Here is a 24,489-nt window from a genome sequence, read left to right as displayed (position 1 = left end):
CCTAGGTGGATATCGGTTTCAGACGTCGCAGAGGCGGATCGCCTCGCGGAGGGAGCGGACGGGATCGGCGGCCGTGGGCATGAATTCTTGCGCCAGATAGCCCTGGAAGCCGGTCTCGCGAATCGCGCGGCAGATGGCCGGATAGTTCAATTCCTGATCATCGCCAAGCTCGTGCCGGCCAGGCACACCGGCCGTGTGGTAGTGCTTGAAGGTCGCGTGATGCTGGCGGATGGTGGCGATGACATCGCCTTCCATGATCTGCATGTGGTAGATGTCATACAGCAAACCGAAATGCTCCGAACCGATCCGTTTGCACAGTTCCACACCCCATGCGGAGTGATCGCAGAGGTAATCGGGGTGATCGACTTTCGAGTTCAGCAGCTCCATCACCAGCAAAACGCCGCGCTTCTCGGCATGTCCGAGAATCCGTTTGAGTCCGGCCTCGGCGTTGGACAGGCCTTCCAACGGATCCATGCCGTTGCGGTTGCCGGAAAAACAGATGAGATTGCGGTAGCCGGCATCGGCGACCAGATCGATATGACGGGTGTAACGCTGCACGAGCTCGTCGTGGAATTGTCGGCCGGCAAAGCCCTTGTCCAGGCCCAACTCGGCGCCGTTGCACATCGAGCTGTACACGCCATGCGCCTTCAGCGTCGGCCAGTCATTGGGGCCGACCAGATCGATGGCCGCAAAGCCCAGGCTTTTGACGGTCTGGCACAGTTGCGCCACGGACTGATTGGCGAACGTCCAACGCGCCACCGAATGCTTGAGATTGCCCTTCAAGGCGGCGACTTCATCCGCAGCGGCGGGCAACAGGCTCGATGCCGCCAGCCCTGCTCCGCCCAACACGGTGGTGCGCAACAAAGTGCGTCGAGTGAAGCGGGTCGCCGTACTCGCATGACCTGGCGCGACGTCGTGCTCGGCACGCGGCTGCGTCGATGCGATCACTGTGGTTTCTTTCACCAACCGGCCCCCGTCCACGGAACGAACTTACCGCCTGTGCAATCGATTGCACGATAGCAGCGGCGTCGTGGAATGCAAAGGCTTCAGTCACAAACTACATGCTGCGAAGCACCATGAATCGGGCGCTCTCTGCTGCATTCGAGTCGGAAACCATCAAGTATTGAAGCGTGCGCTCGCAACCGACGCACTCGCGCACCGTTCGCACGCCGTGCCAGTCGTTGCTGCGCAGCAACAATGAACACGCAGATGCGCCGACCCTGCCCACGTCAATGATGCAGTGCAGGCGCGGCGGGCGCGTGGTGTGCGCGAAAAGGCCGCCCGTCGCCGGTCCCGTGATCGCCTGCGGGGCATGGCGGAACGCATTTTCTTTGCACAGCGCCGGGCGCACCTTTCCGGGATCGGACTGCATGCGAACGCCGCCGCGTTGGCAAGGAGCTCAGCATGAACGATCAGCATCGCGATGAACCCTCATCCCGACGAAGCCATCGGCGCATGCTTCGCGCAGCGGCCGCAGGCTTGCTCGTGCTCATGCTGGTAGCGGCGGGCGCGTTCTGGCAGCACTATCTGCGAGCACCGCCTGCGCAGGCGGGATTGCTGCCGGCTGACATGGTCTCGTTGCAGACAGCACAGGGAAAACGACTGCTCGCCGAAAGTGACGCCCGCGTCGATTACCCGAGCCTGGCGGCCCACTTTGTCGGCCAATCCAGGCGCGGCTATTGCGGCGTGGCCAGTGCGGTCACCACGCTCAATGCGCTCTACCCGGGGCAACCCCGACTGGACCAGTCGACCTTCTTCCGCACGGCCGACTTCCACGTGCTGGCCCCGCTCCGGCATAGCGTCAGCGGCATGTCACTGCGCCAGTTCGCGGATGCCCTGCGTGCCCACGGCGCGCACGTCGCCATGACCTATGCCAGCGAGACGGAAGCGTCGGCGTTCCGGACCCTGGCCCGGCGCAACCTGCAGTCGCAAGGCGACTATCTGCTGGTCAACTACCAGCGCGCCGAACTGGGGCAGGAAGCCTCAGGCCACATTTCGCCAATCGCGGCCTATCACGCCGGCACGGACAGCGTACTGGTGCTCGACGTGGCCGCGCACAAGTACCCACCGGTGTGGGTCACGATCGAATCGCTGTGGAAGGCGATGCAGGTGCCGCTGAATCCGGAGACGTCGCGCACGCGCGGTTTCGTCGAGGTCAGCGGCTTGCCCCGGCGCCAGGTTTACCGCCTACCCCGGCTCGGGTATAAAACGCCCCATGAGCCCGACACGTCCGACCATCCACGAATTCCGCGATGAACTCGCGCCGTATTTCCGCGACATCAATGCGCAGTGGATCAGTTCGATGTTCCGCCTGGAAGACACCGATCGCGAAGTCCTCGATCATCCGCGCAGCAGGATCATCGACCCGGGCGGCGTGATCCTGTTCGCCGAGGTGGAAGGCCTGGGCATCGTCGGCACCTGCGCCTTGCAGAAGACCGGTCCCGCCAGCTACGAGCTGACCAAGATGGGCGTGCTCGAATCGGCGCGTGGGCTGAAGATCGGCGAGTACCTGCTGGCGGCGGTGCTCGAACGCGCCGAAACCCTGCAAGCCGATCCGCTCTATCTGCTCACCAGTTCCAAGTGCGCCCCGGCCATCCACCTCTACGAGAAGCTCGGCTTCCAGCACGACGCAGACATCATGGCCCGCTACGGCGCCCGCTATCAGCGCTGCGACGTGGCGATGCGGTACGCGCCCCAGCGCTGATGCCGCGGTGGCGTGAGCTGCGCCTCAACACGGCCCACTCACAATCGGCGTGTTACTAGATCCCTGCGCGTGCCCCCCAAGCCATTCGCCAGGATCGGGAACCCATGGACAAGCTTCCTCTGAAGATGACCCGTCGGCAGGTGTTGATTGCCGGCGCCTCACCTGCGGCCGCCACCGTATTGCCAGTGGCGGGCAGTCTGGCCGCCGAATTGACCGGGCCCACGCCGACGCGACCCGCGGTCCTGTCTTCGGTCAAGCTCAACGTCAACGGCAAGGTGCATGCGCTTGAGCTCGATACACGCACCACGTTGCTGGATGCCCTGCGCGAGCATCTGCACCTGACCGGCACCAAGAAGGGCTGCGATCATGGGCAGTGCGGCGCCTGCACGGTGATCGTGGACGGGCGGCGCATCAATTCCTGCCTGACCCTGGCGGTGATGCACGACGGTGACAAGGTGACCACCATCGAAGGACTGGGCACGCCCGAGCATCTGCATCCCATGCAGGCGGCGTTCGTGAAGCACGACGGCTATCAATGCGGCTACTGCACGCCCGGCCAGATCTGCTCGGCGGTGGCGGTGCTGGAGGAGATCAAGGCTGGCATTCCCAGCCATGTGACCGCGGACCTGACCTCGCGCCCGAAGCTCAGTGCCGAGGAAGTCCGCGAGCGCATGAGCGGGAACATCTGTCGCTGCGGCGCGTATTCGAACATCGTCGAGGCCATCGACGAGGTGGCGGGAGGCCTGGCATGAAGGCCTTTGCTTACGAACGCGCCCGTTCGCCCAACGAGGCGGCTGCAGCAGCGGCGCGCACGCCCGGTGCGAAGTTCATCGCCGGTGGCACCAACCTGCTCGACTTGATGAAGCTGGAAATCGAGACTCCCGCGCAGCTGATCGATGTCAACGCACTGGGGCTCGATGAAATCTCCGCAACCGATGACGGCGGCCTGCGCATCGGCGCACTGGTGCGCAACACCGACCTGGCGGCTGATGCGCGCGTACGCAAGGATTACGCCGTGCTGTCGCGGGCGCTTGTATCCGGCGCCTCGGGGCAGCTGCGCAACCGCGCCACCACCGCAGGCAACCTGTTGCAACGAACGCGTTGTCCCTACTTCTACGACACCCATCAAGCCTGCAACAAACGCCATCCGGGAAGCGGCTGCGCCGCGCTGCAGGGATTCAGTCGGCACAATGCGATCGTCGGCGTCAGCGATGCCTGCATCGCCACCCATCCCAGCGACATGGCGGTGGCGATGCGGGTCTTGGATGCAAGCGTCGAAACCGTTTCGCCCTCCGGCCAGACCCGCGTCATCCCGATGGCGGAGCTGCATCGCCTGCCCGGTGCCACGCCGCATGTCGAAACCACGCTGCAGCCTGGCGAGTTGATCACCGCGGTCACCCTGCCCAAGCCGGTAGGCGGACAACAGATCTATCGCAAGGTCCGTGACCGCGCCTCGTATGCCTTCGCGCTGGTGTCGATAGCCGCGATCATTCAGCGCGATGGCAGCGGTGCGATAGCAGCCGGCGGTATCGCGCACAAACCGTGGCGGGTGGAGGCGGCCGATGCTGCCCTGCCCCGCGGCGCCAAGGCAGTGGCGGCGAGCCTGCTCGAAGGCGCACGCACTACGCACGACAACGCCTTCAAACCTGCACTGGTCGAGCGCACGATTGCCTCGGTGCTGGTGGATGCCGGGAGGTTCGCATGAAATTCGATCGACCCGCGACCACCAATCCGATCGATCAGGGCAAGGTCATCGGCAAGCCGACCGATCGCATCGACGGCCCGCTGAAGACCACCGGCACGGCGCCGTACGCCTATGAGCGCCACGACGTGGCCGCCCATCAGGCCTACGGCTATGTGGTGGGCGCCGGCATCGCCAAGGGCAGGATCGTCCTGCTGGACGACAGCGCCGCGCGCAAGGCGCCGGGCGTGCTGGCGGTGGTGACCGCGCAGAATGCCGGCAAGCTCGGCAAGGGCCGGATGAACACCGCGCATCTGCTCGGCGGTCCGGAGATCCAGCACTATCACCAGGCCATCGCGCTGGTGGTGGCAGAATCATTCGAACAGGCGCGTACCGCTGCGCAATCCATTCGCGTGGACTACGCTCCAAGCAAGGGGCGTTACGATCTGGCGCGGGAGAAGGATGCCGCCACCATGCCCACTGGCAAGGGCGAAACCGACACCTCGGCGGGCGACTTCGACGGCGCGTTCAAGCAGGCGCCGGTGCAACTGGATCAGAGCTACTCCACGCCCGACGAATCGCACGCGATGATGGAGCCGCATGCCACGATTGCCGAATGGCAAGGCGACCAACTGACCGTGTGGACGTCCAACCAGATGATTGCCTGGGGCGTCGGCGACATGGCCGCAACGCTTGGCATCCCCAAGGAAAACATCCGCCTGGTCTCGCCTTACATCGGCGGCGGCTTTGGCGGAAAACTGTTCCTGCGTTCGGACGTGCTGCTGGCGGCGCTCGGAGCCAAGGCGGCCAAGCGCCCGGTCAAGGTGGCGCTGCAGCGCCCGCTGATGATCAACAACACCACCCATCGGCCGGCCACCTTGCAGCGCGTGCGTCTGGGCGCTGACAAGAGCGGCAAGCTGACCGCGATCGGCCACGAAAGCTGGTCGGGCGATCTGCCCGGCGGAGGCCCGGAAGTCGCCGTGCAGCAGACCCGCCTGCTTTACGCGGGCGCCAATCGCATCACCCGGATGCGCCTGGCCACGCTCGATCTGCCCGAAGGCAATGCCATGCGCGCGCCCGGCGAGGCGCCGGGTTTGATGGTGCTGGAAGTGGCGATGGACGAGATGGCCGAAAAGCTGGGCATGGATCCGGTGGCGTTCCGCATCCTCAACGACACCCAGGTGGACCCGGATAAGCCGGAGCGTCCTTTTTCTCAGCGTCGCTTCGTCGAATGCCTGCGCACGGGTGCGGAGCGTTTCGGCTGGGACAAACGCCAGGCCAGGCCGGGCAGCGTGCGCGACGGCCGCTGGCTGGTGGGCATGGGCGTGGCCGGTGCCTTCCGCAATAACCTGCTGACCAAATCGGCGGCGCGGGTGCGGCTCGACAAGCAGGGTGTGGTCACGGTCGAAACCGACATGACCGACATCGGCACGGGTACCTATACGATCATCGCGCAGACGGCGGCGGAGATGATGGGTGTGCCCTTGCAGAGCGTGGTGGTGAAGCTGGGCGATTCCAGCTTCCCCGCCTCGTGCGGATCCGGTGGCCAGTGGGGTGCGAATAATTCGACGTCGGGCGTGTACGCCGCCTGCATGAAGCTGCGCGAGAGCGTGGCGCAGAAATTCGGCTTTGACGTGGCGAGTGCAGAATTCAGTGATGGCCGGGTGATCGCCGGCGACAAGCGCGTGGCGCTGGCTGAGGCCGCCCGCGATGGTGAACTGGTGGCGGAAGATCTCATCGAGTACGGCGATCTGGACAAGCAGTACCAGCAGTCCACCTTCGGCGCGCACTTCTGCGAGGTGGGCGTGCATGCCGATACCGGCGAAGTGCGCGTGCGCCGCATGCTGGCGGTCTGCGCCGCCGGCCGCATCCTCAATCCCAAGTCCGCGCGCAGCCAGGTGATTGGCGCCATGACCATGGGCGTGGGCGCGGCGCTGATGGAGGAACTGGTGGTGGACAAGCGGCTGGGCTTCTTCGTCAACCACGATCTGGCCAGCTATGAAGTGCCGGTGCATGCCGACATCCCGCACCAGGAGGTGATCTTCCTGGATGAGACCGACCCGATTTCCTCGCCGATGAAAGCCAAGGGCGTGGGTGAACTGGGCATCTGCGGCGTCGGCGCGGCGGTGGCCAATGCGATCCACAACGCCACCGGCTTCCGCGTGCGCGATTATCCAATCACGCTGGATAAACTACTCGGGCATCTCCCCGCGATCAGCTGACGCGCCGCAAACCGCCGGTCGGAACGCCTGTCCGGTTGCCGTTTCCAGCGGCGTTGAAGCAGGGAAACCCCTCCCTCCCCCGCTGGTTTTCCCATGTCCTCACTGCTTCCTTTTGCTCACGCCTGGCTGTGGCTCGGCCTGGCCGTCTCTACGTCCCTGGCTTCCCAGCCCGCTCCCGCTGCCAGCAGCACCACGACGGCTGACACGCTGCGCGGCACCTACGGCAATCACGGCTTGTGGCTGACGCGTGGCCAAGTGGATGGCGCCGATGCTGCCGCGTCCGACGCTGTGGTCGCGCAACTGCGCCAGGACCTGCGGGTGGAAAAGGCCGATTACGTCATTGTCGATTTGCGTGGTGGCGGCGACGATGCCTCCGGCGACCTTGACCAGGCCATTGCCGGACAGTTGTGGGGCCGCACATCCGAGCCCCGTCGACTGAAGGCCGACGCACGGGTATTCGTCATCGCCGACGATCACTGCACATCGAAGGCGTGCCGCGCCAACGTCAACCGATGGAAGGCGCTGGGCGCGCGCGAACTGGACCTGCCTTCGACGGTGCGGGACCAGGATGGCGTGGCGGTCGAAGCCTGGGTGCTGGCGGCGGCGGACAACGCAGGCAGCAATGACAAGGTGGCTGCCTCAACACCGTGAACCGGCCACCTGCACGTGTGCGGATTCGCTCACCCTCACCAGCTCGGCCACGGAGCGCACCCCCAGCTTCTGCATGATCCGGGCGCGGTGCACCTTGATGGTCTTCAGCGCCACGCCCAGTTCCACGGCGATCTGCTTGTTGAGGCGCCCGGCCAGGATGTGCGGAAGCACCTGCTTCTCGCGCGGCGTCAGTGAACTCCAACGCTGCTCGGCATTGCGTTCCACATCGCGTCGCGCACGTTGCTCGGCGTCGGTCTGCAGGCCGTGCAGCACCGCGGCGATCAGTACGTCGGACTCCACTGGTTTAGTGAGGAAGTCCAGCGCACCAGCGCGCATGGCATGCGCGCAGCTGGCGACATCGGCCTGGCCGCTGACGAAAATCAACGGCGGGCGCTGCTCCAGATCCTGCAGCAGGCGTTGCAGTTGCAGCCCGTCCATGCCCGGCATCTGCAGATCCAGCACCACGCATCCGCCTGCGCCGGGATCGTAGCGATCGAGGAATTCGCGGGTGGACTGGCTCATGCTCACGTTCAGCCCGTCGGCTTTCAGGCAGCGTGCCATGGCGGTGAGCACGCCGGGATCGTCGTCAACAATGTGGACTACGGCAGTCATGGCTTACTCCATTTGCGGAAGTTCGAAGCAGACGCAGGCGCCGCCGGAGGCGACGTTGCTGGCCCAGATGCGCCCGCCGTGGGCGCGGATGATGGTGCGGCAGATGGCCAGCCCCATGCCCATGCCATTGGGCTTGGAGGTATGGAACGGCGCGAAGACGACTTCCAGCAGGTCTTCGCCAATGCCCGAACCGGTGTCGCGTACTTCCACCCTCACTTGCCGGCCGCGGGTCGCGGAGGTGCGCACGGTGAGCACGCGCGGGCTGCTGGCGGCCATGGCGTCGCAGGCATTGAGGATCAGGTTGAGCAGGACCTGCTGCAATTGCACGTGATCGCCCTTCACCCGGGCGATGTTGGCCGGCAGATCCATGCGGTACTCGATGCCCCGGCTGATCAGGTCGCTGCGGATGACCCGCAATGAGTCCTGCACCAGGTCGGCGATGGAAAGCGGCGCGAACTCGCGGTGTTCCTTCTTCAGCAGGCCGCGCAGCCGGCTGATCACCTCGCCGGCGCGGCGATCGTTGTCGACGATGTCATCGAGTATTTCGCGGATGTCCGACAGCTCGGTGGGATCCCTCCGCAGGATGCGCTGTGCCGCCTGGGCGTTGCTGAGAATGGCAGCCAAGGGTTGATTGAGCTCGTGCGCCAGCGAACCGGAAAGCTCGCTGATCAAAGCCACGCGTGACATGTGGGCCATGTTCTCCCGCTCGAACGCCAGTTCCTGCTCCAACGAACGGCGTGCGCTCAGATCGCTCACCGCCGCCACGCTGTAGCCCTTGCTCTGCATCTGCAACGGACTGAGCGCCACGTCCACCGGAAATTCCGCGCCACTGCGGCGGCGGGCGGTCATCTCGCGTCCCCCCGCAACGCCAGCCCGTACGCGGCCCGCCGTACGCACCTGTGGCAGCACCGCATCGATGCCGACGCCTGCCATGTCTTCTTTGCCATAGCCAAAAATGCTGCGCGCCTGCTGGTTGGCGTAGGCGATGTGGTGCTGATTGTCGATCAGCAGCAGCGCGGTCGGCGAGGAATCCAGGACCGCGCGCAATTGCGAATCCTCGCCGCGACGTCGCTCGGCCTCCCGCGTGCGGCCGGGTGCCGGTGCCGGTTCGGTCTGACCCGCTTCGCGCTCCGGTCCTGCGCTGCGCGACTCGCTTTGCTGCAGCAGAACCTCCAGCCGGTTCCAGCGAATCAGGTCGCGGCTCAACTGCCAGCCCACCGCCAGCAGCAGCACCAGTACCGCGGGCAGCGTGATCGGGATGCGCGGGATCTGCATGGCCCACGTCATCGAAGCGGCGATCAGCAGACTGGTGACCAGCATGCACGAGCCGCAGATCACCAGCAGGGCGCGGTAACGCTCGGGTTGCCGCTGCAGTCCGCGCAGCAGCGTTTGGGTCAGATAGATCAGCAACAGCACGTTGCTCAGCAGCGCCACGCCCATGGCAGGATTGGGTGGCCCCAGCGGATGCGCCACGGCCACACCCCACCAGTGGGTCCACTGGATGTCGTCGATGTGCAGGAAGTTGAGGTTGGCCCCGGTGGTGAAGTTCAGCACCAGCGCCACCAGGCGGGTCACCAGTACCAGTCCGGCCAGCCAGACCGAGCCATGGCCAAACACCGTGTGCACGGCGAACAGCAGCGAAGCCACCAGGATCACTACCGGCACATGCATCCAGCGGATGACGACTTCGGTGGTGGCGGGCGATGGGCTGAACAACGCAAGGCGCTCGAGCACCGCCAGCACCGCCAGGCTGAAGGCGGCCATCGACAGCGACAGATGCGCGTATTCGCGCTTGCGCACAGCCCATACCAGCAGGTGCACCAGACCGAACACCAGGCTCACTGCCGCCACGATTGGCCACACTAGCTCGACCCAGTTCATCGAATTACCCTGAAGTAACAGCCCCCGTTGACTTCGTGCGATGCGACTTCCTGTCTCCTGACTGGCTGCGTGTACGGCTACCTCCGGGCTGACAGTGTGGCCATGTCGCAGCGTGCTGTCATTGCGGAATCTGCTGGCGCTGCCTAGGTAAAACTACCGGTAATTCCGCCTGTTTCGGCCGGATGCACGCAGGCGCGCGCATTGATGTCGCTTTTTGAACAGGCCCGCAGTGCGCCGCAATGAGTGACCCCATGGGGCCAAGGGCCAATTGCGTGGCCATCGCCGGCAAGCGACTTTAGCGGCGATGAGCGAAAGAGAGCCACTGGTGGCAGTGGTCGACGACGAAGACGACGTCCGGCAGGCATTGCGCCGACTGCTTCGTTCGGCCGGGTTCGACGTTCTGGCCTATGGTTCGGGGTCGGAGTTCCTGCGTCATGCCGCCGGCAGCAATCCCGATTGCGTGGTGCTGGATCTGCGCATGCCCGGCTCCAGCGGCTTCGACGTGCAGCGGCAGCTGATCGAACAGCAGCTGGACATACCGGTGGTGGTGCTGACCGGCAACGAGAGCAGCGACAGCAGGCAGCAGGCGATGGACAACGGCGCAGCAGCCTACCTGAGCAAGCCGGTGGATGCCGACGCCCTGATTGATGCAGTGATCCAGGCCATCGAGCACGGACGCAATCGCGGCCGTGGCGCCCATTCCCCCTCTGCGACCACGCCTCCATGAAGGCCATGCCCTCCCCTTCGACGGCCGCGCGTGCGCATGCGCGCCCTTCCCCCCTGCTGGCCAGCGTGGCCCTGCTGCTGGCGTGCCTGCCGCAGGTCGCGCATGCCTCGCTTTTGAGTGGCGAAGCGCTGGACACCGCGGCCAACATCGTCGCGTGGCTGGCGCTGATCATCGTTCCGGTCGCCTTGATCACCGCGTTCTGGATGGTCCACATCCTGCCGGAGAAGATTGCGGAGAAGCGCCGCCATCCGCAGTTGGCCGCGATCAAGACCCTGTGCCTGCTGTCGCTGGCGTTCGGTGGCCTGCTCTGGCCGCTGGCCTGGCTGTGGGCCTACACCAAACCCGTCCTGCACAAAATGGCGTACGGCACCGATGTGGATGACCACGCCCATGGCGGCGAGGCATTGACGCCGCTGCATGATGCGAGGACCGAATCCCCGCCCGAGCCTTCGCCGCCGGCTTCCGCCACGCGTGCCGAACTGCAGCAGCAGGTGGAGGCATTGACCCGGCGCCTGGCCGAACTGGAAGCCCGGATTGCCGCGCCCGCACACGTTTCTCCCCCCACGCCGACCAGGGAGTGAGTCATGGAGATCATCCTGCTGCTGATCTACTCCTTCTTCGTCTGGTTGATCTTCTTCAAGTTCAAATGGCTGCCGTGGAATTTCGTTTCCCAGATCATCGTGTTCTCGCTGCCGATCTTCGGCCTGACCGCGCTGATCCTGATCCTCAACGTGGTGGCGCCCTCTTCCTCCGACGTGCGCGTGGTCAACTACGTGGTGCAGATCGTGCCGCGGGTGACCGGCCGGGTGATCGAAGTGCCGGTGGAAGCCAACCGGCCGATTCGCAAGGGCCAGGTCCTGTTCCGGATCGATCCGGTGCCGTACCGGCAGGAGCTGGCCGCGCTCGAAGCCAAGGTGCCCGAGCTGACCGCCAAACTCGACAGCGCGCAGGCCTATCAGCGCGAGCTGGGTGAGCAGTTGCGGTCCGCGCGCGCCGGCAGCGAGGCGCTGGCCTCGCGCCTGCAACTGGCCGAACGGCGCGAACGCCAGACCCGCGAACTGGCGCAGACCGGCGCCGGTTCGCGCTTCGATTACGAACAGGCGCAGACCGAAGCCGCCAGCCTGCGCTCGGATCTGGTCAATACCCGCGCGCAGATGGCGCAGGTGCAACAGAAGCTCTCGGCCAAGACCGAAGATGGACAACTGTCGGAAGTCGCGCAGGCGCATGCCTCGCTGGAGCAGCTCAAGGCGCAGGTCGTGCAGGCACGCTGGCAACTGGACCAGACCACGGTTCGCGCGCCGACCGACGGCACCGTCATCAATCTGCAGCTGCGCGAAGGCTCCTATGCGGCGAGCCTGCCATTGACGCCGGTGATGAGCTTCGTCGAGCGCGAGCAGTGGGTGATGGCGATGTACTCGCAGAACGAGCTGGCCAACGTGGCCCCGGGCAACGAGGCCGAGATTGCGCTCAAGGTCTATCCGAACCGGATCATCAAGTGCAAGGTGGACTCGGTGGTCTGGGCCTCGGCCACCGGCCAGCTGCCGATCAGCGGGATGATTCCGCAAAGCGGCACCACGCCACTGCCGCCGGGAAGGATCGCCGTGCGGCTGCGCCCGACCGGCAAGGACGAGCACACGTTCATTGCCATGGGCGCGCAGGGCCAGGGCGCGATCTACACCGAGCGAGGCGCGCTCATCCATATCGTGCGCAAGGTGATCCTGCGGGTGGGCACCAAGCTCGATTGGCTGGTCCTGAAACTGCACTGAGACCGGCGCGATGGCACCCAACCGCTCACGCCCCTCACCTGCCCTGCGCGGCGCCGCCTGCGCGTTGGCCTGCACGCTGCTGGTGGCCTGCGCCGTACTGCCCGAACCGGATGGAGAACAGGTGCGCAACCAGGCCTTGTCCACCGTGGCGATCCCGCCCAACTGGTCAGCCCAGGCGCTGCAGTCGCAGGTTGACCAGGGCTGGCTGGCGAGCTTCGAGGATCCGCGCCTGACCGAACTGGTGCATCAGGCGCTGCAGAGCAATCCGGATCTGTTGATCGCCGCGGCGCGGGTCGAACAGGCGAACGCGCAGGTGGACATCGCACGGTCACAGCTGATGCCTGCGGTGGGACTGATTGGCCGTGCCGGTTCCAAGCCGATTGCCGATCTGGTGCCGCTGCTCAGCGGCATCATGCTGCGGGTCAGCTGGGAACTGGATCTGTGGGGCCGGCTCCGCTACGCGCGCAACGCCGCCATCGCCGCCAGCGATGCCGAGAATGCCGACTACCGCTACGCCCAACAGTCGCTGGCCGCCAGCGTGGCGCGTGCGTGGTTCGTCGCCACCGAGGCGCGCCAACAACAACAGCTGGCCGAGCAGATGGCCGACCACGGGCTGCGCCTGGTCGCGCTGGCCGAGCAGCGCGAGCGCACCGGCATCGGCAGCAACACCGAAACGCTGACCGCGCGCGCCAGCACGGCCAGCTACCTGGATGCCAGTGAGCAGGCAAAGCTGGCCCACCTTTCGGCGGTGCGCGCATTGGAACTGCTGCTGGGCCGCTATCCCGGCGCCACCCTGCAGACGGCCGACACGCTGCCCGCCGTGCCGCCGCCGGTACCGGCCGGCATCCCGGCCGACATGCTCAACCGCCGTCCGGATCTGTTTGCCGCCGAACGCCGTGTCGCCGCCGCGTTTGATCGCGTTGGCGAAGCGCGTGCGGCAATGCTGCCCACACTCTCTCTCTCCGCAGGCTATGGCCGGCTGAGCAACGAGGTGATCGAGACCCGCGAGGATCTGGAGCAGACCACGTCCAGCGTGGCGGCGACCGGGGTGATGCCGCTCTACACCGGCGGCGCCCTCACCGGTCAGGTGCGACTGCGCAGCGCCGAGCAGAAGCAGGCCGTGGCCGACTACACCCGGCGGGCGCTGCTGGCGCTGGCGGAAGTGGAAGATTCGCTCTCGGCCGAACGCGTATTGACCGAGCGCGAGCGCGTGCTGGCCGACAGCCTGGCGGCAAACCGGCAGGCCACGCTGCAGGTGCGTGATTCGTGGCGGATCGGCAAGTCGGACATGCGCGCCGTGCATGCGCAGGAAATGGCGACACTGGCGGCGCAGTCCGCGCTGCTGGGCGTGCAGCGCGAACATCTGAGTCGACGGCTGGATCTGCACCTGGCGCTGGGCGGCGACTTCGGTCCGCCGCCAGCGCTTGCCACCGAGTGAGTGTGGCGCGCCACTCCATGCGTGCCTCGCCCGCCCACTTGCTGCAAGGCCACCGCTACGCCTTGTTGTTCTGGAGCCTGCTGGCCACGATCTCGGTAGGCCCGCTGCTGGATGCGCTGCACTTCGGCGATGACGCCATGGAAGCGCTGCTGTTCGGCTGCCTGATCGCCGCGGTGTTTCCGATCGGCGTGAAGATCCGGCGGGCGGTGCTGGTGCTGCTGGTCCTGGCCGTGCAGCTGCTGCGCTGGCTGGCGCGCGATGTCGACACCAACGTGATTCCCATCGCCGGCGCCGTGCTGTGGTGCGGTCTGGGCGGCATGGCGGCCTACCATTCCATCCGCTACTCGTTGTCGGCGGTGGCGGTGGATGTCGAACACTTCTACGCGGCCCTGAGCGGCTACCTGCTGCTCGGCATGTGCGGTGGCGTGATCGTGGCGACGCTGTCCACTGTCTGGCCGGGGTCGATGATGGTGGGCGGTCAGCCGGCCACTACAGGCTTGGACTTTGGCGATTCGCTCTACTTCAGTTTCGTCACCCTGGCCACGCTGGGTTACGGCGACATCACCCCGGCCAGCAAGGTCATGCGTGGCCTGGCGCTGTTCGAATGCATCGTCGGCCAGCTCTATCTGGCCCTGCTGATCGCACGACTCGTCGGCCTGCGCGGTGCAGTCCGCTCCGGGTGAACGCGCACGTGGGAGCGGCGGGATTTCATTGGGCCAAGGGCCAATTCTGCCGTCGCCGGTTCCGCGCTAGCGTGGCGATCGGTGTGGAGACGGTATTCCACGACGTACGCTCGCGCGCCGCGGCCACGGCGCTGCCGTCGGGAGAATTGGGTGTTGACCTGCTGCTCGTTGAAGTTCGGCGGTCGTCACGCACTGGCCTGGGCCATCGCGTGGATCGCGGGCGCCCTGACGCCCGCGTTCGCGCAGGAAACAGCGGCTGATGCGGCTGCGACGCCGGCCACACCTCCGGCGGCTGACTCGTTCTTCCTGTGGACCGACACCAGCGTGTCGGTGCTGCCCTGGGGCACCGGGTTTGAAGTCGACCCTTCGGAGCAGTCCACGATCACCCTGGAGCACGCGCATGAATCGAAGGTGGGTGACCTCTTCATGTTCGTCGACTTCACCCGCATGCATGGTGCACCGGCGGGGCTCGACAAGGACACCTGGTATGGCGAGTTCGGCCCGCGCCTGAGCTTCGGCAAACTCTCGGGCAAGGACTTGAGCCACACGTTCTTCAAGCGGAGCCTGTTCGAGATCAAGGACGTGTTGTTGGCGCTGCAGTACGAACGCGGCGAAGACCCGGACGTGGCCGAAGCGGCCCTGGTCGGACTGGGACTGAACCTGGATGTGCGCGAAGCCGGCCTGCTGGGTGGGCTGGGCAAGTTCAACTACGTGCAGTTGAACATCTATGGCCGCGCGGAACTGACCGAAGGCACGGAGCACGGTTTCCGCGACATGCAGATCACGATGGTGGCCAGCTATCCGTTCACCGTCGGCGGCAGCGACTGGCTGTTGGACGGCTACTACGACTGGGTGTTGGGTCTGGGCTCGGAGCAGTGGAGCTACCACCTCAATCCGCAACTGACCGTGGACCTGGGCGAGCTGGCCGGCTACGCACCCAGGAAATTCTATGCCGGCGTCGAGGTCGATCTGTGGTGGAACAAGTACCAGATCCCCAACTCGTCCGGCTTCGACACTCACCAGCAGGCCGCCAGCCTGTTGTTCAAGTACCACTTCTGATCGTGGGAGCAAACGACATGGCAGCGAACCCATCGCAACCCACCCGCGCCATCCGCGGGCCAGCGCTGACCTTTCGCGGCGACCCGTTCCAGGAGGGGCTGGAAGCGACGATGGTCTACGAGTCCGACGCGGTCGTGGCGATGGCCGATGGCCGCATCACCCATTTCGGTCCGGCCGCGCAGGTGTTGCCGCAGCTGCCTGCCGGCCTGGCGGTGAAGGAATACGGCGCCGATGCGCTGATCTCGGCCGGCTTCCTCGACAGCCACGTGCACTTCCCGCAGACGCCGATGATCGCCGCCTTCGGCGAGCAACTGCTGGACTGGCTCAACAAGTACACCTTCCCCACCGAGCGCAGATATGCTGACAAGGCCTTTGCCGCGTCGGTGGCCAAGGTGTTCCTGGAAGAGTGCCTGCGCAACGGCATCACCACCAGCTGCGTGTATTGCACGGTGTTTCCGCAATCGGTGGACGCCTTGTTCGAGGAGGCCGAGCGCCTGGGCATGCGCATGGCCGCGGGCAAGGTGCTGATGAACCGCAACGCGCCGGACTACCTGCTCGATACCACCCAGAGCGGCTATGACGACTCCAAGGCGCTGATCCGGCAGTGGCATGGTCGCGGCCGCCTGATGTATGCCATCACCCCGCGTTTCGCGCCCACCAGTACCGGTGACCAGCTGCAGTCGGCCGGCGAACTGTGGAACGAGTTTCCCGACTGCTACATGCAGACCCACGTCTCGGAAAACGTCGACGAAGTGGCCTGGGTCAAGTCGCTGTTCCCGGATCGCAAGGGCTACCTGGATGTCTACGACCACCATGCGCTGTGTCGCCCGCGTGCGGTGTTTGGTCACGGCATCCATCTGACCGAGGACGAACTGCAGACCGTGCACGGCACGGGCTCGGCAATCTCGCACTGCCCGACGTCCAATTTCTTCCTGGGCAGCGGCTATCTGGATGTGTTCAAGGCGCAGGATGCACGGCGGCCGGCGCGCGTCGGGCTGGGCACGGATCTCGGCGCGGGCACGTCGTTCTCGATCCTGGCCACGCTCAACGAGGCCTACAAGGCCGCCCAGCTCAACGGCCGCAAGCTGACCGCCGGCCACGCCTACTACCTGGCCACGCGCGGCACCGCGCGCGCCATGTACATCGAAGACAAGGTCGGCAGCCTGGCGCCGGGCATGGAAGCGGACATCGTGGTGCTGGACATGCGATCCACGCCGATCATCGATTACCGCATGAGCTTTGTCGAAGACATCCATGAAGCGCTGTTCGTACAGATGACCCTGGGCGACGACCGCGCCGTGCAGGCCACCTACATTGCCGGCGAATTGCGTTACCAACGCGCCGCCTGAGCCGGATTACCTCAACCACCCACGGAGAACCTGCCATGTCCGTCACCAATCCCGGCGCCATTTCGCCTCCGACCCGCTCGTTCCCGCTGGGCGGCACCATGGCGTGGTGGGTATGGATACTTGCCGTCACCTTCGTGGTCTATCTTTTCAGCTTCCAGACCGGCTACGCGATCGTCAATCCCAGCGTACAGAAGGATGTCGGCCTGAACATCACCCAGGTCGGCACGATTGCCGCCGTCTACACCTGGGCGTTCGCGATCTGCCAGTTCTTTGGCGGCGCGCTGCTGGATCGGCTGGGTTCGCGCAAGGTGTTGCCGATCTCGATCGCGCTGGTGACGCTGGGCATCTTCATGTTCGCCAATGCGCACAGCTACGGCATGCTGTTGCTGTCGCAGGTGATCATCGCCATCGGTTCCTGCACTGGCTTCGTCGGTGCCGGCTATGTCGGCGGCCAGTGGTTCGGCATGGCCAAGTTCAGCTTCATGTTCGGCTTGGTGCAGGTGGTCGCGGCGCTGACCTCGGCGTTCTCGGTCAACCTGATCGGCCTGGCGCTGAGCGCCACCACCTGGCGCACGCTGTTCAACTGGACGGCAATCTCCGGGATCGTGTTGTTCGTGCTCGCCTTGATGTACATCCGCAATCCCGCCCCGGTGGAGCATCACGATGAAGGCGGCATCGGCGCGTTCTTCGGCTCGGTGCTGCGCAACATGGCCGAGGTGGCCAAGATCGGCCATGTGTGGGTCGCGGCGCTGGGTGGCGCTTACTCCTTCGGCGTGATGCTGGCGCTGGGCGTGGTGTGGATGCCGAAGCTGCTGCAGGTGCATGGTTTCAGCGAAGGCACCTCCAACTTCGGCGCGTCGATGCTGTGGTTCGGCCTGGCCGCGGGCAGCGCGGTGATCCCGCACTGGTCGGATGTGATCCAGCGCCGCAAGCTGCCCATCATCGTGGGCGCGGTAGTGCAGCTGCTGGCGTTGCTGATCCTGCTCTACCTCGGCGGCATCGGCCTGTTGTTCGCCTTCATCCTGTGCTTCCTGTTCGGCTTCGCCAATGCCGCGCACATGCTGGCTTTCAGCACGGCGGCCGATGTCGTGAAGCCAAGCCAGATCGGGACCTCGGCCGCGATCGTCAACGGCATCATGTTCATCTTCGGCGGCATCCTGATGAATCGTCCCGGCGTGCGCATCGGCTGGGGCCTGGAAGCCGGCGTGCCGCCCGCTTCGCTGCAGCTGGCCCAGTACGCGGCGCTGCCGGCGCTGGTGGCGTGCGTGCTGGCGCTGCTGATCGCGCTGGTGATGCGCGAGACGTATCCGGCGCACCACTGAGCACCCGCGCCGCTGCCCGCCCATGCAGGCTCCCGCGCTTTCCCCCTTGCCAGGCGGCCGTCGGCGCGCCTGGCTGGCGTGGGCCACGGCGGTGGCGTTTGTCGTCTACTACTTCAGCTTCCAGACCGGCTACTCGATCGTCAACGCCAGCGTGCAGAAGGATGTGGGTCTGTCGATTGCCCAGGTGGGGGTGATCGCAGCGGTCTACACCTGGATGTTCGCCGCCTGTCAGTTCCTGAGCGGTCCCTTGCTGGATCGGCTGGGTGCGCGCCGCGTGTTGTTGCCGGCCATCGTGCTGGTCACCCTGGGCATCGGGATGTTTGCCAGCGCGCAGAGCTTTGCCATGTTGCTGTTATCGCAGCTGGTGATCGCGCTGGGCGCCTGCACCGGCTTTGTCGGCGCGGGCTATGTGGGCGGCAGCTGGTTTGGCTGGGCCAGGTTCAGTTTCATGTTCGGGCTGGTGCAGTTCTCGGCATCGCTGTTCTCGGCCTTCAATCAGAACCTGCTGGGCGTGGCGCTGGAGGCGCTGGCGTGGCGTCCTCTGTTCGCGCGGGTCTGCGGCATGGGTGTGCTGCTGTTGCTCGCGGCCGTGCTCTGGCTGCGTGATCCCGCACCGGTGACAAGCCACGGCCACGCACCGTTCCTGGCAGGCGTGCTGCAATCGTTGGCGAGCGTGGCGCGCCGCGGGCATGTGTGGGTGGCGGCGGCGTTTGGCGCGTTGTGTTTTGGCGCGATGCTCGCCCTGGGCGTGGTGTGGGGGCCGAAGCTGTTGATGGTGCGCGGGCTGCCCGCGGACATGGCCAACCTGGGCGCATCGATGCTGTGGCTCGGTCTGGCGGCGGGATGTTTCGTGGCGCCGTGGGCCTCGGACCACTGGCGTCGACGCAAAGGGCCGGTCCTCGTGGGCATCGCGCTGCAGCTGGTCGCACTGGCCAGTCTGTTGTATCTGCCGCCACAGGGCGCCTGGCTTGATATCGCGCTGTGCCTGTTGTTCGGCTTCGGCAACGCGGCGCACATGCTGGCTTTCAGCACGGCGGCCGATGTGGTGGAACCGGCGCGGATCGGAACCTCCGCCGCCATCGTCAACGGACTGATGTTCATCGTCGGCGGCTTGATGATCAGCCGGCCCGGCATGCGGGCCAGTGTGGCGGCCGATGCCGGCGTGGCGACGGGAAGCCTGGCGATGGCGCAGTTTGCGGCCCGGCCGCTGCTGCTGGGAATCGGCATCGCCTGGGTGATCGCGGCGTTGATGCGCGAAACGTATCCGGGTCACGGCACGCACTGAACGCGCCGCGGCAAACCTGGCGGCTTATCCGGCAGCGTGCACGCCCTGTCGCAGTTCCTGCCACGCCCCGCGCAACACCCGCAGCGCCGAGCGCAGGAACAGCACCAGCAGCGCCGCGGCGATCAGCAGATCCGGCCAGCCCGCGCCGAATAGCCAGACCAGCGCGGCAGCGACGATGACGGCCATGCCCTCGTAGATATCGTTGCGTGCGCATTCCCAGGCCGACGACAGGTTGATGTCGCCATTGCGGAACGGCGTGAGCAGATACAGGCAGACCGCGTTCATGCCCAGATTCAACAGCCCGGCCACGCCCATGCCTTCGAACAGCGGCAGCGCCGGATGCGCCAGGCGCCATGCCATCTGCACGGCGACCGCACCGGCCGCCGCGAGGATCAACAGGCCCTTGAACAATGCAACGCGCGCCTTGGCCAGCGGGCTGGCCGCAATCACCGCCAGGCTGAGCGCGTAGGTCAAGGCATCGCCGAGATTGTCGAGTGCACCGGACAGCAGTGCCGAGGAATGGCTGTACACCGCAGCCGCGACCATCATCAAGAAGGTGGCCGCATTGATCACCAGGACGATCAGCAACACCCGCCGTTGCCCGGCCTGCATGGCTTTGACATCGATGGTCTTGCCGCAACCGCAACAATCGCTCATGGAATCGACACTCCGCTATCGCGCCCATCTTAACGGCGAGCATGGGTGTTTTTGGCGGGAATTCCGCACCTTCTTACGCATTCACCGTCACCTAACAAGCTCGGGCTCAAGGTGCCAGCGCCGCCCTGACGGGCCGGCAAGGAGCCGACCCATGCGCTATTCACTGGTGACCTCAGCCTTGATCGCCGCCCTGGCCCTGAGCGCTTGCAAGAAGGAAGCGCCCACGCCGGCGGCAACGCCTCCCGCCGCCACGCCCGCCGCCAGTAGCGCAGCACCCGCACCCGCGCCAGTTCCTGCCGCCAAGGAAGCCGTATTCGAACAGGCGGAACTGGATCAGATGGTCGCGCCGATTGCGCTCTACCCGGACTCGCTGCTTGCACAGGTGCTGATGGCCGCCACCTACCCTGGCGATGTGGCTGATGCCGTGACGTGGTCCAAGGCCAACCCCAAGGCGCAGGGCGACGAGGCGGTGAAGCAGGTGGCCACCCAGCCCTGGGATCCGAGCGTGCAATCGCTGGTCGCGTTTCCGCAGGCCTTGGCGTTGATGGGACAGGATCCGGGGTGGGTGCAGCGACTGGGAGATGCGTTTCTGGCGCAGCCGGATGATGTGATGGACGCCGTGCAGCGACTGCGCCGGCAGGCGCAGGCAGCCGGCAACCTGCAGAGCAACGAATACCAGAAGGTCGCCGTGCAGCCGGCCGCGGGCGGCGGCAGCGCGCCGGCGCAAAGCTCTGCCGCTGTCGCTGCCGACAGTGGTGGCGGTGGCGGCGGTGATCAGATCATCGTGATCGAACCGGCCAGCCCCGACGTGGTGTACGTGCCGAGCTACAACCCCACCACGGTGTATGGCGCATGGGCCTATCCGTCGTATCCACCGGCCTACTACCCGCCGCCATCGGCGTACTACCCGGTGGGTACGGCGCTGGCCAGCGGCCTGGCGTTCGGCGTGGGCCTGGCCATCACCGATTCGTTGTGGGGCGGCTTCGACTGGAACGACAACGACGTCGACATCAACGTCAACCGCTACAACAATGTCAACGTCAACAACCGCCTGGACGTCAACCAGAACCGCTGGACGCACGACCCGCGCCATCGCGATGGCGTGCCGTATCGCGACAGCGCCAATCGCGAACGCAATGGTCGGCAACTGGACGGCGCCGATCGCCGCAACGAATTCCGTGGCGACGATGCCTCGCGCGCGCAGGCGCGCGCACGCGCCAGCGAATCCATGCAGCGACGCGGCGTGGATGCGCCCGCGCGCAACAACCAGCAGGCGCGGGATTCGGCGCGCCAGGCCCGCGATCAGGCCGGCCGCAGCCATGCCGGTCGCGATCTCGACAACCTCAACCAGCGCCAGCCGCGACCGCAAGCCGGCGGACGCGACGCCGCGCGCGATCGCGCAGCCTCGACGGCGTCGTCGCACCAGGCGCGGGATCGCGCCCACTCCGGCGAGAACCGCAGCGCCTCCGCCAACCGGCCGCGCAGCAGCCAGGCCAACAACGCCGCACGCAACAACGCGCGCCAACACAACGCCGGTAGCAACCGTGGCGGCGGCTCGGCGCAGAACAACGCCTTCGCCGGCGCCAGCCGCTCCGGCGGTTCGCATGCGGCCACGCAACGCGGCAACAACAGCCGCGCCGCCGGCAACCGCTCGACCGCCTCTGCCCGCGGCGGCGGCGGTGGACATCAGGTCAACCGCGCTTCGCATCCACCGCAACGCCAGGGTGGCGGCGGACGCCATCGCTGAATCCATGAGGCCCGCCATGAAGACACGCTTGCTCTGGACCTTGCTGCCCTGCACCGCTGCGCTGGTGGTGGGCGTGGCGCTGGCGCAACAGGCTTACCCCAGTGCCGACGCGGCGAGCCAGGCGCTGGTCGATGCACTCGGAACGGACAAGGCCGACGCGGCCAAGCTGGCCACGGTGCTGGGCAAGCAATGGCGCGACTACATCCCCACCGACCAGGTCGAGCGCAAGGATGTGGATGCCTTCCTGCGCAAGTACCGCGAGCGCCACGCGATTGAAACCGGCAGCGATGGCAAGTCGCGTCTGAGCGTGGGCAAGGAGGCCTGGGTGCTGCCGGTGCCGTTGCGGCAAAGCGCCGGTGGCTGGTCGTTCGACCTCAAGGGCGGCGCCGACGAGATCCGCGCCCGCCGCATCGGCAACAACGAACTGGCGGTGTTGCAGGCCATGCTCGCCTACCACGATGCGCAATCGGAATACGCGCACGACGATCGCGATGGCGACGGCGTGCTGGAGTACGCGCAGAAGTTCGTCAGCAGCGACGGCGAACATGACGGCTTGTACTGGGCCGACGACGACAGCGGCGAAATCAGTCCGCTCGGCCCGCTGTTCGGTGATGAAACGCCCAATGGCGAGTGGCACGGATACCACTTCCGCATCCTCGACGCGCAGGGACCTTCCGCGCCCGGCGGCGCCTACAGCTACCGGCTGGGCGACAACATGAGCCGCGGCTTTGCGATGGTGGCGTGGCCGGCCCGCTACAACGACACCGGCGTGATGAGCTTCATGATCAGCCACGAAGGCGATGTCTTCGAGAAGGATCTGGGCGCCGGCGGCGAACGCGTGGCGCGTGCGCTGAAGTCCTTCGACCCGGATGACAGCTGGAAGCTGGATACCCCGACCGCCGCCGCGCCCTAGCCGGACCACCGCTTCCCTCACCTCGCGTTGACGGCCGGATCGGCAGCGTGCGCGTGCGTGGCCTGCGCGGGCCGTTCCTGCCGTTTCCACTTCGAAGACGTGGCGGCTGCCACGTCGGTGGCGCCTTGGGGAGACGTGATGCTGTTCGACTACCGCCAGAATGGGCCGGACGACTTTGATGCGCACCTGTGCATCGTGGGGGCGGGACCGGCAGGGATCATCCTGGCGCATCAGTTCCTGGGCTCCAACATCCGCATCTGCCTGTTGGAAGGCGGTGGGCTGGCCGGTGATCCCGAAGTGCAGGCCCTGTATGCCGGGGCCAGCGTGGGCGAACCGGAACTGGATCCCGCGCGGTGCCGCCTGCGTGCCTTTGGCGGCAGCACCAATGTCTGGGGTGGTGGCTGCATGCCGCTGAGCCGGATGGACCTGGACACACGCGAGTGGGTGCCGGACAGCGGCTGGCCGCTCGACTACACCGACCTGCACCCCTACTACCAGCGCGCCCGCGCCATGCTGGACATCAGCCAGCACGAGTTCGACGAGCATGGCTTTCATACCCCGGCGGCGCGCGCGCCGCTGCAGTTTGATCAGGAGCGCCTGGTCAACCGCAATTTCGTCCTCAGCCCGGTGTTTTTCGGCCACCGCTATCGACGCGAGCTGGAACAGTCGCGCAACGTGCAACTGGTCTTGAATGCCAACCTGCTGGAGCTGCAGGCCAGCCCGCAAGGCGATCTGGTGCAGCAGGCGAGCATCGGTTCGCTCGATGGACGCCGCGGGCACGTGCGTGCGCGCCAGTTCGTGCTGGCCGCCGGCGGCATCGAGAACGCCCGGCTGTTGCTGCTGTCCGATTCGGTGCAGTCGCATGGTCTTGGCAATGAACATGGTTTGGTGGGCCGCTACTTCATGGATCACCCGCGCGGTCGGCTGGGCACCTTGCATGCCGATTCGACCACGCGCCTGACCCGTCCCTACGATCGCACCGGCGGCAAAGGGCCGGCGCCCGCGTTTCCGGAACTGTGCCTGGCCGATGCCGCGATGCGCCGCCATGGCCTGCTCAGTGGCCGCGTGCGACCAGTCGCGGTGGAAGGCGAAGCACCGCCCGGCATCCGCGCCATGCGCAAGCTGCGCTCACGCATGCGCCGTGAGCAGCCGGACGAGGGCCAGTCACTGGAAGGCCAGATGTCGGCCTCGCTCAGCCTGTACCCACAGCAATCCCAAACCGCCGAGCCCGCGGAGGGCATGGCGCGGCTGGCGCTGCAGATGGCGCCCGGCATGGGCGACATCGCCCGCGGGATGTTGAACAAGTTCGCCCGCCAGCCACTGGTCAAGGCGGATCACGTGGATGTCATCGGCTACTTCGAGCAGGCGCCCAATCCGGACAGCCGGGTGCGCCTGGGCGCCGATACCGACGCGCTGGGACTGCGCCAGGTCAACGTGGACTGGCGCCTGACCGATCTGGATTGGCACACCTACCGCACCGCCGCCGGCCTGTTCGGCGATGAGCTGGCGCGCGCCTGCGGTGGCCGCTTCCAGATGGATGACTGGTTGCAGGAAAGCGGCGCCGCACCGGCGTTGCAGGGCACTGCCCACCATATGGGCACCACCCGCATGTCCGATGACCCGCGCAGCGGCGTGGTCGATCGCAATGGTCGCGTGCACGGTGTGGACAACCTGCACGTGGTCGGCAGCTCGGTGTTTCCCACCGGCGGCTGGGCCTTCCCCACCTTCACCATCGCCGCGCTGAGCATGCGCCTGGCCGATCACCTGCGCGACTATCTGTTCCTGTACTGAG

General features: G+C 66.2%; 23 protein-coding genes. 18 read left to right on the top strand and 5 right to left on the bottom strand.

From position 1 onward, the window contains the following. Window positions 1–18 precede the first annotated feature (18 nt). Together B5X78_RS18170 and B5X78_RS18165 are read right to left on the bottom strand one after the other, a co-directional pair. Window positions 19–849: a hydroxypyruvate isomerase family protein gene (locus tag B5X78_RS18170; RefSeq protein ID WP_425478750.1), complete on the bottom strand. Its 831-nt coding sequence runs from the start codon at window positions 847–849 to the stop codon at window positions 19–21. A 208-nt stretch (window positions 850–1,057) separates the two neighbouring features. Continuing rightward, window positions 1,058–1,372, bottom strand: a complete 315-nt coding sequence (locus B5X78_RS18165) for a hypothetical protein (RefSeq protein WP_079726118.1) — start codon at window positions 1,370–1,372, stop codon at window positions 1,058–1,060. A gap of 32 nt (window positions 1,373–1,404) precedes the next feature. On the opposite strand from B5X78_RS18165, the gene B5X78_RS18160 reads away from it, so the two are divergent. From B5X78_RS18160 to B5X78_RS18135, 6 genes are all read left to right on the top strand, one after another. Further along, window positions 1,405–2,256 carry a phytochelatin synthase family protein gene (locus B5X78_RS18160; RefSeq protein ID WP_079726117.1) on the top strand — a complete coding sequence of 284 codons (852 nt, stop codon included), beginning with the start codon at window positions 1,405–1,407 and terminating at the stop codon, window positions 2,254–2,256. After that, on the top strand, window positions 2,216–2,704 hold the full coding sequence (locus tag B5X78_RS18155; RefSeq protein ID WP_079726116.1) for a GNAT family N-acetyltransferase: 489 nt from the start codon (window positions 2,216–2,218) through the stop codon (window positions 2,702–2,704). Before B5X78_RS18160 ends, B5X78_RS18155 begins: the two co-directional genes overlap by 41 nt. Before the next feature lie 104 nt (window positions 2,705–2,808). Next, window positions 2,809–3,456, top strand: coding sequence for an aldehyde dehydrogenase iron-sulfur subunit PaoA (paoA, locus tag B5X78_RS18150; RefSeq protein WP_079726115.1), 648 nt, complete (start codon window positions 2,809–2,811; stop codon window positions 3,454–3,456). Beyond that, complete coding sequence (locus B5X78_RS18145; protein ID WP_079726114.1) at window positions 3,453–4,409, top strand: FAD binding domain-containing protein; 957 nt, start codon at window positions 3,453–3,455, stop codon at window positions 4,407–4,409. Before paoA ends, B5X78_RS18145 begins: the two co-directional genes overlap by 4 nt. Further along, the gene (gene paoC / locus B5X78_RS18140; RefSeq protein ID WP_079726113.1) at window positions 4,406–6,607 is read left to right on the top strand and encodes an aldehyde oxidoreductase molybdenum-binding subunit PaoC; all 2,202 of its coding nucleotides are present in this window, start codon (window positions 4,406–4,408) and stop codon (window positions 6,605–6,607) included. Before B5X78_RS18145 ends, paoC begins: the two co-directional genes overlap by 4 nt. Before the next feature lie 93 nt (window positions 6,608–6,700). Next, the gene (locus tag B5X78_RS18135) at window positions 6,701–7,258 is read left to right on the top strand and encodes a hypothetical protein (RefSeq protein ID WP_079726112.1); all 558 of its coding nucleotides are present in this window, start codon (window positions 6,701–6,703) and stop codon (window positions 7,256–7,258) included. On the opposite strand, the gene B5X78_RS18130 is transcribed toward B5X78_RS18135, so the two are convergent. Together B5X78_RS18130 and B5X78_RS18125 are read right to left on the bottom strand one after the other, a co-directional pair. Then, on the bottom strand, window positions 7,247–7,870 hold the full coding sequence (locus tag B5X78_RS18130) for a response regulator transcription factor (RefSeq protein ID WP_079726111.1): 624 nt from the start codon (window positions 7,868–7,870) through the stop codon (window positions 7,247–7,249). The genes B5X78_RS18135 and B5X78_RS18130 overlap by 12 nt on opposite strands. 3 nt (window positions 7,871–7,873) lie before the next feature. After that, entirely contained in the window at window positions 7,874–9,751 is a 1,878-nt protein-coding gene (locus B5X78_RS18125) for a two-component system sensor histidine kinase NtrB (RefSeq protein WP_079726110.1), read from the bottom strand. A 304-nt stretch (window positions 9,752–10,055) separates the two neighbouring features. On the opposite strand from B5X78_RS18125, the gene B5X78_RS18120 reads away from it, so the two are divergent. The 9 genes from B5X78_RS18120 to B5X78_RS18080 all read left to right on the top strand — a co-directional run bounded on the left by B5X78_RS18120 (window position 10,056) and on the right by B5X78_RS18080 (window position 19,380). Beyond that, window positions 10,056–10,478, top strand: coding sequence for a response regulator transcription factor (locus tag B5X78_RS18120; RefSeq protein ID WP_079726109.1), 423 nt, complete (start codon window positions 10,056–10,058; stop codon window positions 10,476–10,478). 5 nt (window positions 10,479–10,483) lie between these two features. Beyond that, a complete protein-coding gene (locus B5X78_RS18115; RefSeq protein WP_079726271.1) occupies window positions 10,484–11,059 on the top strand; it encodes a DUF3302 domain-containing protein in 576 nt (191 codons plus the stop codon). Window positions 11,060–11,062: 3 nt separating this feature from the next. Continuing rightward, on the top strand, window positions 11,063–12,244 hold the full coding sequence (locus tag B5X78_RS18110) for an HlyD family secretion protein (RefSeq protein ID WP_079726108.1): 1,182 nt from the start codon (window positions 11,063–11,065) through the stop codon (window positions 12,242–12,244). A 10-nt stretch (window positions 12,245–12,254) separates the two neighbouring features. Then, window positions 12,255–13,682, top strand: coding sequence for an efflux transporter outer membrane subunit (locus B5X78_RS18105; protein WP_079726107.1), 1,428 nt, complete (start codon window positions 12,255–12,257; stop codon window positions 13,680–13,682). A 17-nt stretch (window positions 13,683–13,699) separates the two neighbouring features. Next, window positions 13,700–14,365 (top strand): potassium channel family protein, encoded by a 666-nt coding sequence (locus tag B5X78_RS18100; protein WP_079726106.1) that lies wholly within the window; start codon window positions 13,700–13,702, stop codon window positions 14,363–14,365. Between the two features lie 150 nt (window positions 14,366–14,515). After that, entirely contained in the window at window positions 14,516–15,424 is a 909-nt protein-coding gene (locus B5X78_RS18095) for an outer membrane protein OmpK (RefSeq protein WP_176140906.1), read from the top strand. A gap of 17 nt (window positions 15,425–15,441) precedes the next feature. After that, window positions 15,442–16,773, top strand: a complete 1,332-nt coding sequence (guaD, locus tag B5X78_RS18090) for a guanine deaminase (RefSeq protein ID WP_079726104.1) — start codon at window positions 15,442–15,444, stop codon at window positions 16,771–16,773. A 35-nt stretch (window positions 16,774–16,808) separates the two neighbouring features. Beyond that, window positions 16,809–18,095: an MFS transporter gene (locus tag B5X78_RS18085; RefSeq protein ID WP_079726103.1), complete on the top strand. Its 1,287-nt coding sequence runs from the start codon at window positions 16,809–16,811 to the stop codon at window positions 18,093–18,095. A gap of 46 nt (window positions 18,096–18,141) precedes the next feature. Then, window positions 18,142–19,380: an MFS transporter gene (locus B5X78_RS18080; RefSeq protein ID WP_217698691.1), complete on the top strand. Its 1,239-nt coding sequence runs from the start codon at window positions 18,142–18,144 to the stop codon at window positions 19,378–19,380. 24 nt (window positions 19,381–19,404) lie between these two features. Here B5X78_RS18080 and B5X78_RS18075 read toward each other — a convergent pair whose 3' ends face one another. Further along, window positions 19,405–20,037, bottom strand: a complete 633-nt coding sequence (locus B5X78_RS18075) for a cation efflux transmembrane domain-containing protein (protein ID WP_079726101.1) — start codon at window positions 20,035–20,037, stop codon at window positions 19,405–19,407. 151 nt (window positions 20,038–20,188) lie between these two features. Between B5X78_RS18075 and B5X78_RS18070 the strand changes: the two genes are divergently transcribed. The 3 genes from B5X78_RS18070 to B5X78_RS18060 all read left to right on the top strand — a co-directional run bounded on the left by B5X78_RS18070 (window position 20,189) and on the right by B5X78_RS18060 (window position 24,488). After that, window positions 20,189–21,784, top strand: a complete 1,596-nt coding sequence (locus tag B5X78_RS18070; protein WP_079726100.1) for a DUF3300 domain-containing protein — start codon at window positions 20,189–20,191, stop codon at window positions 21,782–21,784. Window positions 21,785–21,800: 16 nt separating this feature from the next. Continuing rightward, on the top strand, window positions 21,801–22,697 hold the full coding sequence (locus B5X78_RS18065) for a DUF2950 domain-containing protein (RefSeq protein ID WP_079726099.1): 897 nt from the start codon (window positions 21,801–21,803) through the stop codon (window positions 22,695–22,697). A 138-nt stretch (window positions 22,698–22,835) separates the two neighbouring features. Further along, window positions 22,836–24,488, top strand: a complete 1,653-nt coding sequence (locus B5X78_RS18060) for a GMC oxidoreductase (RefSeq protein ID WP_079726098.1) — start codon at window positions 22,836–22,838, stop codon at window positions 24,486–24,488. The last annotated feature ends 1 nt before the right edge of the window (window position 24,489 follow it).

The organism is Pseudoxanthomonas indica (assembly GCF_900167565.1).
In the GTDB taxonomy this organism is placed as follows: Bacteria; Pseudomonadota; Gammaproteobacteria; order Xanthomonadales; family Xanthomonadaceae; genus Pseudoxanthomonas_A; species Pseudoxanthomonas_A indica.
This window is presented reverse-complemented; position numbering and strand designations above follow the sequence as displayed.

Excerpts from the sequence above, each read along its gene's own strand:
- B5X78_RS18105 (WP_079726107.1), top strand. The coding sequence starts at position 12,255 with ATGGCACCCAACCGCTCACGCCCCTCACCTGCCCTGCGCGGCGCCGCC.
- B5X78_RS18155 (WP_079726116.1), top strand. The coding sequence starts at position 2,216 with ATGAGCCCGACACGTCCGACCATCCACGAATTCCGCGATGAACTCGCG.
- B5X78_RS18075 (WP_079726101.1), bottom strand. The coding sequence starts at position 20,037 with ATGAGCGATTGTTGCGGTTGCGGCAAGACCATCGATGTCAAAGCCATG.
- B5X78_RS18070 (WP_079726100.1), top strand. The coding sequence starts at position 20,189 with ATGCGCTATTCACTGGTGACCTCAGCCTTGATCGCCGCCCTGGCCCTG.
- B5X78_RS18060 (WP_079726098.1), top strand. The coding sequence starts at position 22,836 with ATGCTGTTCGACTACCGCCAGAATGGGCCGGACGACTTTGATGCGCAC.
- guaD (WP_079726104.1), top strand. The coding sequence starts at position 15,442 with ATGGCAGCGAACCCATCGCAACCCACCCGCGCCATCCGCGGGCCAGCG.
- B5X78_RS18120 (WP_079726109.1), top strand. The coding sequence starts at position 10,056 with ATGAGCGAAAGAGAGCCACTGGTGGCAGTGGTCGACGACGAAGACGAC.
- paoA (WP_079726115.1), top strand. The coding sequence starts at position 2,809 with ATGGACAAGCTTCCTCTGAAGATGACCCGTCGGCAGGTGTTGATTGCC.
- B5X78_RS18160 (WP_079726117.1), top strand. The coding sequence starts at position 1,405 with ATGAACGATCAGCATCGCGATGAACCCTCATCCCGACGAAGCCATCGG.
- B5X78_RS18135 (WP_079726112.1), top strand. The coding sequence starts at position 6,701 with ATGTCCTCACTGCTTCCTTTTGCTCACGCCTGGCTGTGGCTCGGCCTG.
- B5X78_RS18165 (WP_079726118.1), bottom strand. The coding sequence starts at position 1,372 with ATGCAGTCCGATCCCGGAAAGGTGCGCCCGGCGCTGTGCAAAGAAAAT.
- B5X78_RS18115 (WP_079726271.1), top strand. The coding sequence starts at position 10,484 with ATGCCCTCCCCTTCGACGGCCGCGCGTGCGCATGCGCGCCCTTCCCCC.
- B5X78_RS18145 (WP_079726114.1), top strand. The coding sequence starts at position 3,453 with ATGAAGGCCTTTGCTTACGAACGCGCCCGTTCGCCCAACGAGGCGGCT.
- B5X78_RS18100 (WP_079726106.1), top strand. The coding sequence starts at position 13,700 with ATGCGTGCCTCGCCCGCCCACTTGCTGCAAGGCCACCGCTACGCCTTG.
- B5X78_RS18125 (WP_079726110.1), bottom strand. The coding sequence starts at position 9,751 with ATGAACTGGGTCGAGCTAGTGTGGCCAATCGTGGCGGCAGTGAGCCTG.
- paoC (WP_079726113.1), top strand. The coding sequence starts at position 4,406 with ATGAAATTCGATCGACCCGCGACCACCAATCCGATCGATCAGGGCAAG.
- B5X78_RS18130 (WP_079726111.1), bottom strand. The coding sequence starts at position 7,870 with ATGACTGCCGTAGTCCACATTGTTGACGACGATCCCGGCGTGCTCACC.
- B5X78_RS18065 (WP_079726099.1), top strand. The coding sequence starts at position 21,801 with ATGAAGACACGCTTGCTCTGGACCTTGCTGCCCTGCACCGCTGCGCTG.
- B5X78_RS18110 (WP_079726108.1), top strand. The coding sequence starts at position 11,063 with ATGGAGATCATCCTGCTGCTGATCTACTCCTTCTTCGTCTGGTTGATC.
- B5X78_RS18085 (WP_079726103.1), top strand. The coding sequence starts at position 16,809 with ATGTCCGTCACCAATCCCGGCGCCATTTCGCCTCCGACCCGCTCGTTC.